The organism is Hydrogenophaga sp. (assembly GCF_018780075.1).
Classification (GTDB): Bacteria; Pseudomonadota; Gammaproteobacteria; order Burkholderiales; family Burkholderiaceae_C; genus Hydrogenophaga.
This window is the reverse complement of the sequence record NZ_JADMKB010000148.1, coordinates 1-6,994: the sequence shown is the minus strand read 5'-3', so window position 1 is coordinate 6,994 and position 6,994 is coordinate 1. Positions and strand designations below refer to the sequence as shown.

The window sequence follows — 6,994 nt, the reverse complement described above, 5'->3', positions numbered from 1 at the left end:
GACGCGCTGCAGAAGAACGGCATCGACGAAGCCACGCGCAACGAGGTGCTGGCCATCCTGTGGTCGATGCGGCGCGAGGTGATTCGGGTGTGACGACCGCGCCGCGGTGACCCCGGTGGCGCAAGGCCCTCGCCTCAGCGCGCCGCCGGCCAGCCGTCTGCCGCCCCAGCCCCCGAGGGCGCCGGAATGCCCCGGCCCTCCACGTTCGGCGAGGTCACCGGCGAGCCGTTGACCCAGGGCCGCTCGGGCGCCGCTGGAGGCACAGTCACCGGCTTCGGTGCCGCAGGCGGCGCCACCGGCGCGGGTGCCGCGGCCGGCGCCGCCTTCCCCAGCCCCAGCTGGTTCACCAGGCTCTGCACCGCCGCGTCCACCTGCACCTTGAGCGACTCGCGCGCGGCGGCGGCGTGGTCGTCGTTCAGGCGCGGCCCGGTCAGCAGGGCGGGCGCGGGCACGCGCTGGGCGGTGTTCACGGTGGCTTCGCCGAGCACGGCGCCGAAGGTGCTGGGCACGAGCAGGTCGACGCGCAACGAGGCGTGGGCGACCGACTCGGTGCCCAGGCGCACGATGCTGCGCTGCGCGATGCCCAGGCCGTAGAAACCTTCCTTGGTGGCCCAGATGGTGTCGCCCGAGGGCGCGCCCGAGATCAGCAGCACGTGGTCGGTCGGCGTCTTGAGCTCTTTCAGTTCCTTGAGCGCTTCCTCGCGGCGGGTGGAGGTGATCGTGGCGCGCTGCACGCTGGAGAAACGGCCCGAGGCCCTGAGCAGCTCCACCGTGCGGGTTTCGAGCTGCTCCTTGAAGCCCCAGTCGGGCACGAAGGCCTCGCCCAGCTCGTTGTTGAACACGGTGGTGCCGCGCCATGAGAGGCGCAGCGTGGTGCCGATGGTGCTGATGACGGTGATGGATTTGCCGAGCAGGCGCACCTGCACGCTCGTCGTTTCGACGCTGGAGCAGGCGGCGAGGCCGAGGCCGGCCAGGGGCATGAGCCGCAGGAGCGGAGAAAAGGGCAAGGCGGCGCTGTGGCCCAGCAATTGGCGGCGGGTGAGGTGCATGCCGCGTTTTTACCGCAAGGTGGGCAGCGCCTGCGCAAGTTCGGCCATGTGGTGCATCACCTTGGCCACGGGCAGGCCTTCGAACGCGCGACCATCGCCGTGCTGGCAGTAGCCCCAGACGGTGGCGCCCGCCGCGAGGCCGGCCTGTGCGCCGGTGGCGGTGTCTTCGATCACGAGGCAGCGCGCGGGGTCCACGCCCAGGTGGGCGGCGGCGGCGAGGTACACATCGGGGTGCGGCTTGGAGCGCGGCTGGTCGTGGCCGCTGAAGATGCGGTCGCCGAAATACGGCGCCATGCCGGCCATGCCGATCTGCATCACGACCTTGGGCCGGTCGGCGCCGGAGGCGCAGGCGATGCGGCCGGCCGTGTGGCCGTGGGCGGCGACCACTGCGTCGAGCGCGCCCCGCACGGTCTGCAGCTCGGCGCGCAGGCGCTGGTCGCGCCGCGCGTAGAAGGCGCGCATCCACTCGTCTGTGAGCGGCTGGCCGGTCTCGGCCTCGATGCGCACGCGCTCGTCGCGCACGGCCTTGCCGATGAAAATGCGCTCGCATTCGGCCGCGCTCAGCGCCCAGCCGGCCTCGTTGAGCATCTGGCGCAAGACGCCGTTGGTAATGGGCTCGCTGTCCACGAGCACGCCGTCGCAATCGAACAGCACGGCGTCAAACCTCACGATGTCACTTCTCACCGTCACTTCAGATCTCCATCCAGATAGAACCAGCGCCCGCCCTCGCGCACGAAGCGGCTGGTCTCGTGCAGGCGATGGCCGCGCCCACCGGTGCGCGAGCGCGCGACGAACTCGACCTCGGCGTGGTCGGCGTCGATCACGCGGTGGCGCTTCACCTCCAGCCCCAGCCACTTCACGCCGGGTTCCAGGTCGAGGTCGGCGTGGCGGGTGCTGGGGTGCCAGCTGGCACTCAGGTGATCGGTGCGGCCGAGCACGAAGGCGCTGTAGCGCGAGCGCATGAGGCTCTCGGCGTCGGGCGCGGGGGTGTCGTGGTCGAGGTAGCGGCCGCAGCAGGCGTCGAACGCCAGGCCCTGGCCACGCGCATCGGCTCGCCCGCAGGGGCACGGCGTGAGCTCGGTCATGCGGCCGGTTTGCGAGCGGCGTGGGCGGCCTTGTGGGCGTCCAGGGTTTCGGTGGGGGCGCCGGCTTTGGCCCAGGCGCCAAAGCCACCTTCCACGTGGGCAACATTGGTCATGCCCATCTCTTGCAGGGCCTTGGCCGCGAGGGCGCTGCGCCAGGCGCCGCCGCAGAAGAGCACGAACTCCTTGCGCTCGTCGGCGAACACGGGCTTGAAGTACGGCGAGTCGGGGTCGACCCAGAATTCGAGCATGCCGCGCGGTGCGAGCAAGGCGCCGGGTACGGTGCCTTCGCGCTCCAGCTCGCGCGGGTCGCGGATGTCGACCATCTGCAGCGTCGGGTCGTTGGCCTGCAGGCGCTCGCGCACCTGCTCGACGGTGTAGGTGGTGATCTGCGCGCTGGCTTCGGCGACCAGCGCGCGAAAGCCTTTGGTGATGGGCATGGTGGGTCTCCTGTGTTCAACGGGTGCATGTTAGCGGTGGCCTGCACGCGGGGCGCGGCGGTGGTAGCGTGTCGGGCGTTGTCAACGAGGAGCCCACACACCATGACCACCACGAACGACCTGTCCGCCTTCCCCATCACGAAGAAGTGGCCCGCCACCCAGCCCGACCGCCTGCAGCTCTACAGCCTGCCCACGCCCAACGGCGTGAAGGTGTCGATCCTGCTGGAAGAACTGGGCCTGCCCTACGAGGTGCACCGCGTGTCCTTCGACACGCAGGACCAGTTCACACCCGAGTTCCTGTCGCTGAACCCGAACAACAAGATCCCCGCGATCCTGGACCCGAACGGCCCGGGAGGCCAGCCGCTGGCGCTGTGGGAGTCGGGCGCGATCCTGATTTACCTGGCGGAAAAGGCCGGCCGCTTCCTGCCCACCGACCCCGCCGCACGGTACGAGACCCTGCAGTGGCTGATGTTCCAGATGGGCGGTGTCGGCCCCATGTTTGGCCAGGTCGGGTTCTTCACCAACTTCGGTGGCAAGGACTACGAAGACAAGCGCCCGCGCGACCGCTACACCGCCGAATCCAGGCGCCTGCTGGGCGTGTTGAACGACCGACTGAAAGGCCGCGCCTGGATCATGGGCGACGAGTACACCATCGCCGACATCGCCATCTGGCCCTGGGTGCGCAACCTGGTCGAACGCTACAAGGCGGGTGATCTGGTGGGCTACGCCGAGTTCACCGAGGTGCAGCGCGTGGTGGCGGCCTTCGTGGCCCGGCCGGCGGTGGCCAAGGGATTGACCATTCCCGCAGCCCCGAACTGAACAGACGCGACGAAAGAAGTGCATTGAGCCCAGGGCACCGCGGAACCGGCTTCGCCGGGCCGCCAGTGCCGCCCCCTTGAGGGAGTGACGCCGCAGGCGGCGCGGGGGTGGGCCGGCTTACAGCGCCCTCTGAATGATGATCTTCTGTACGTCGCTGGTGCCTTCGTAGATCTGGCACACGCGCACGTCGCGGTAGATGCGCTCGACCGGGAAGTCGCTCACGTAGCCGTAGCCCCCAAACACCTGGATCGCGTCGCTGCAGACCTTCTCGGCCATCTCGCTGGCAAAGAGCTTGGCCATCGCAGCCTCTTTCAGGCAAGGCTGGCCGGCGTCGCGCAGCGCGGCGGCGTGGTGCGTGAGCGCGCGCGCGGCCTCGATCTGCGTGGCCATCTCGGCCAGCCGGAAACCCACCGCCTGGTGGTTGAAGATGGGCTGACCGAAGCTCTCGCGCTCCTTGGCGTAGGTCACGGCGCACTCGAACGCGCTGCGCGCCATGCCAATGCTCTGTGAGGCGATGCCGATGCGCCCGCCTTCGAGCGCGCTGAGCGCGATCCTGTAGCCCTCGCCTTCGGCGCCGATCAGGTTCTGTGCCGGGATGCGGCAGTGGTCGAAGTTGATCTGCGCGGTGTCGCTGCTGTGCTGTCCAAGCTTGTCTTCCAGCCGCGCGACCACATAGCCCGGCGCGCTGGTGGGCACGATGAAGGCGCTCATGCCCTTCTTGCCGGCACCCTTGTCCGTCACCGCGATGACGATGGCCACGTCGCCGTTCTTGCCGCTGGTGATGAACTGCTTGACGCCGTTGATCACGTACTCGTCGCCCTCTTTCACCGCCGTGGTGCGCAGCGCGGACGCGTCGGACCCCACGTGCGGCTCGGTCAGGCAGAACGCGCCGAGCATCTGCCCGGCGGCCAGCGGGCGCAGCCACTGCTCCTGCTGCTGCGCGTTGCCGTAGCGCATGAGGATGGCGTTGACCGGGCAGTTGGTCACGCTGATCACGGTGCTGGTGCCCCCGTCACCGGCGGCGATTTCTTCGAGCACGATGGCCAGGGTCTGGTAGCTCAGGCCCGCGCCGCCCAGCGCTTCGGGCACGCAGATGCCGTAGGCGCCCAGCTCGGCCAGGCCCTTGTGCACGTCTTTCGGAAAGTGGTGTTCCTTGTCCCACTTCGCGGCGTTGGGCCAAAGCTGTTCCTGCGCGAAGGCGCGCACGGCGTCGCGGATCATCACCTGGTCGTCGGTCAGCAGCATGGGGAGTGTCTCGTTGTGGGGTTGGAAAAGTTCACCAGTGGGCGGCACGCCGGCCGTCGTGGTGGATCAGGCGGCCGTTGTCTTCGGTTGTCACGCTGGCGAGCACGGCACGCAGGCCGCGCACGCTGGCCTCGGCCGTCAGTGGCGCACCACCGCCGCCCATGTCGGTCTGCACCCAGCCCGGGTCCAGCACCACCAGGCGGGCTTGGGGGTAATCGAAGCGCGCGCTGCTCACGGCCATGTTCAGCGCCGCCTTGCTCACGCGGTACAGCCAGCTGTTGCTGCCCGGCACGCTGGCGATCTGGCTCATGGCACTCGACAGCGCAGCGAACACACCCCCACCCTCCTCGACCCAGGGCAGCACCTGCGGGATCACCTGCATGGCCCCCAGCAGGTTGGTGTGCATCAGCTGGTCGAAGGCTTGCTGGGTGGGCGGTGTGGTGGCACTGCCGCGGTGAATCACGCCCGCCACGTACAGCGCCACATCCAGCTTCTCGCCATCGAGTTGCCAGGACAGGCCGCTCACGCTGGCGGGCTGGGCCACGTCCAGCCGCAGCGGCTCGGCGCCGAGGGCCTTCAGCCGCGCCAACCCGTCGTCGTCGCGCGCGGTGGCGATGACGCGGTCGCCCGCCTCGCGGTACTGGCGCACGAACTCGAAGCCGATGCCGCGTGACGCGCCGATGACAAGGACAGTGCTCATGCTGGTTTCAGGAATGTCTTTTTCAGGGCCACCGCGGAACCGGCTTCGCCGGGCCGCCAGTGGCGCCCCCCTTGAGGGGGGAGACGCCGAAGGCGGCGCAGGGGGTGTTACACAAGCTCTATCGCCATGGCGGTGGCTTCACCGCCACCAATGCAGAGCGTGGCCACGCCCTTCTTGCCACCACGCGCCTGCAGCGCGTGCAACAGCGTGACGAGGATGCGCGCACCGCTCGCACCGATGGGGTGGCCCAGCGCGCAGGCGCCGCCGTTGACGTTGACCTTCTCGTGCGGAATCGACAGCTCGGTCATCAGCGCCATGGGCACCACCGCAAAGGCTTCGTTGATTTCCCACAGGTCCACGTCGCCCACGGCCCAGCCGGTCTTGGCCAGCAGCTTCTGCGTCGCACCCACCGGGGCGGTGGCGAACCAGTTGGGTTCCTGCGCGTGGGTGGCGTGGCCGACGATGCGGGCCAGTGGCTTCAGGCCTTGCTTCAGCGCGGTGGATTCGCGCATCAGCACCAGCGCGGCGGCGCCGTCGTTGATGGACGAGCTGCTGGCGGCGGTGATGGTGCCGTCTTTCTTGAACGCGGGCTTGAGCGAGGTGACCTTGTCCAGCTTGACCTTGCCCGGGCCTTCGTCCACCGACACCACGCGCTCGCCGCTGCGGTCCTTCACCGTCACGGGCGCGATCTCTTTGGCGAAGGCGCCGCTCTCGGTGGCGGCCTTGGCGCGCGTCACCGAGGCGATGGCGAACGCATCCTGCTGCTCGCGGGTGAAGCTGTATTTGGCGGCGCAGTCCTCGCCGAAGGTGCCCATGCTGCGGCCGGCTTCGTAGGCGTCTTCCAGGCCGTCGAGCATCATGTGGTCGTAGATCTTGTCGTGGCCCATGCGGTAGCCGCCGCGGCCCTTGAGCATGAGGTAGGGCGCGTTGGTCATGCTCTCCATGCCGCCCGACACCATCACCGTGGCGCTGCCGGCCAGCAGCATGTCGTGCGCGAGCATGGTGGCCTTCATGCCCGAGCCGCACATCTTGGACAGCGTCACCGCGCCGGCCGACAGCGGCAAGCCGCCCTTGAGCGCGGCCTGGCGCGCGGGCGCCTGGCCCTGGCCGGCCATCAGGCAGTTGCCGAACAGCACCTCATCGACCAGCGCCTTGTCCACGCCGCTGCGCTCGACCGCGGCTTGGATGGCGACGCCGCCGAGGTCGTGGGCGGACTGGGAAGCGAAGTCGCTCTGGAACGACCCCATGGGGGTGCGGGCGGCGCCGACGATGACTATGGGATCGGTGGAAGTGGTCATGCAAGTCTCCGGTGGATGAAGGAAATGGGATCAGTCCAGAAGCTCTTTGTCGGCCTGGACATGGAAGCGCCGGTCGCGCTCGTAGGGAAACACGTCGAACACATGGCCGGCGGCGATGCGCTCTTTGTGCGTCTGCCAGAACTCGCGGTCCAGCAGGTCGGCGTGGTGCTTCATGAACACCTCGCGCACGGTCGGGTTGCCGAGCAGGAAGGGGCCGAAGGTTTCGGGGAACACGTCGTGCGGCCCCACCGAGTACCAGACCTCGCCCGACATCTCGTCTTCCTCGTGGCGCGGCGCGGGCACGCGGCGGAAGTTGCAGTCGGTGATGTATTCGATCTCGTCGTAGTCGTAGAACACGACC

The 6,994-nt window shown here is 68.9% G+C and carries 9 protein-coding genes; 1 reads left to right on the top strand and 8 read right to left on the bottom strand.

Annotation, left to right across the window (positions count from 1 at the left end):
- Positions 1 to 134 precede the first annotated feature (134 nt).
- Genes IV088_RS22950 through IV088_RS22935 form a run of 4 tightly spaced genes read right to left on the bottom strand, consistent with a single transcriptional unit; the run spans position 135 to position 2,571 of the window.
- Positions 135 to 1,049: a hypothetical protein gene (locus tag IV088_RS22950; RefSeq protein WP_291106585.1), complete on the bottom strand. Its 915-nt coding sequence runs from the start codon at positions 1,047 to 1,049 to the stop codon at positions 135 to 137.
- A gap of 9 nt (positions 1,050 to 1,058) precedes the next feature.
- On the bottom strand, positions 1,059 to 1,721 hold the full coding sequence (locus tag IV088_RS22945; protein WP_291106587.1) for an HAD family phosphatase: 663 nt from the start codon (positions 1,719 to 1,721) through the stop codon (positions 1,059 to 1,061).
- A gap of 14 nt (positions 1,722 to 1,735) precedes the next feature.
- Positions 1,736 to 2,134, bottom strand: a complete 399-nt coding sequence (locus tag IV088_RS22940) for a YchJ family metal-binding protein (protein ID WP_291106583.1) — start codon at positions 2,132 to 2,134, stop codon at positions 1,736 to 1,738.
- Positions 2,131 to 2,571, bottom strand: a complete 441-nt coding sequence (locus IV088_RS22935) for a rhodanese-like domain-containing protein (protein WP_291106581.1) — start codon at positions 2,569 to 2,571, stop codon at positions 2,131 to 2,133. Before IV088_RS22935 ends, IV088_RS22940 begins: the two co-directional genes overlap by 4 nt.
- A 102-nt stretch (positions 2,572 to 2,673) precedes the next feature.
- Between IV088_RS22935 and IV088_RS22930 the strand changes: the two genes are divergently transcribed.
- Positions 2,674 to 3,390 carry a glutathione S-transferase N-terminal domain-containing protein gene (locus tag IV088_RS22930; RefSeq protein ID WP_291106579.1) on the top strand — a complete coding sequence of 239 codons (717 nt, stop codon included), beginning with the start codon at positions 2,674 to 2,676 and terminating at the stop codon, positions 3,388 to 3,390.
- A gap of 117 nt (positions 3,391 to 3,507) precedes the next feature.
- Here IV088_RS22930 and IV088_RS22925 read toward each other — a convergent pair whose 3' ends face one another.
- From IV088_RS22925 to IV088_RS22910, 4 genes are all read right to left on the bottom strand, one after another.
- Positions 3,508 to 4,635, bottom strand: a complete 1,128-nt coding sequence (locus IV088_RS22925) for an acyl-CoA dehydrogenase family protein (protein ID WP_291106577.1) — start codon at positions 4,633 to 4,635, stop codon at positions 3,508 to 3,510.
- 31 nt (positions 4,636 to 4,666) lie between these two features.
- Positions 4,667 to 5,335 carry an SDR family oxidoreductase gene (locus tag IV088_RS22920; RefSeq protein ID WP_291106575.1) on the bottom strand — a complete coding sequence of 223 codons (669 nt, stop codon included), beginning with the start codon at positions 5,333 to 5,335 and terminating at the stop codon, positions 4,667 to 4,669.
- Between the two features lie 107 nt (positions 5,336 to 5,442).
- Complete coding sequence (locus IV088_RS22915) at positions 5,443 to 6,633, bottom strand: acetyl-CoA C-acyltransferase (RefSeq protein WP_291106573.1); 1,191 nt, start codon at positions 6,631 to 6,633, stop codon at positions 5,443 to 5,445.
- Between the two features lie 30 nt (positions 6,634 to 6,663).
- Positions 6,664 to 6,994 (bottom strand): isocitrate dehydrogenase kinase/phosphatase-domain containing protein (locus IV088_RS22910; RefSeq protein ID WP_291106571.1); only part of this gene is annotated, 331 nt, incomplete at its 5' end.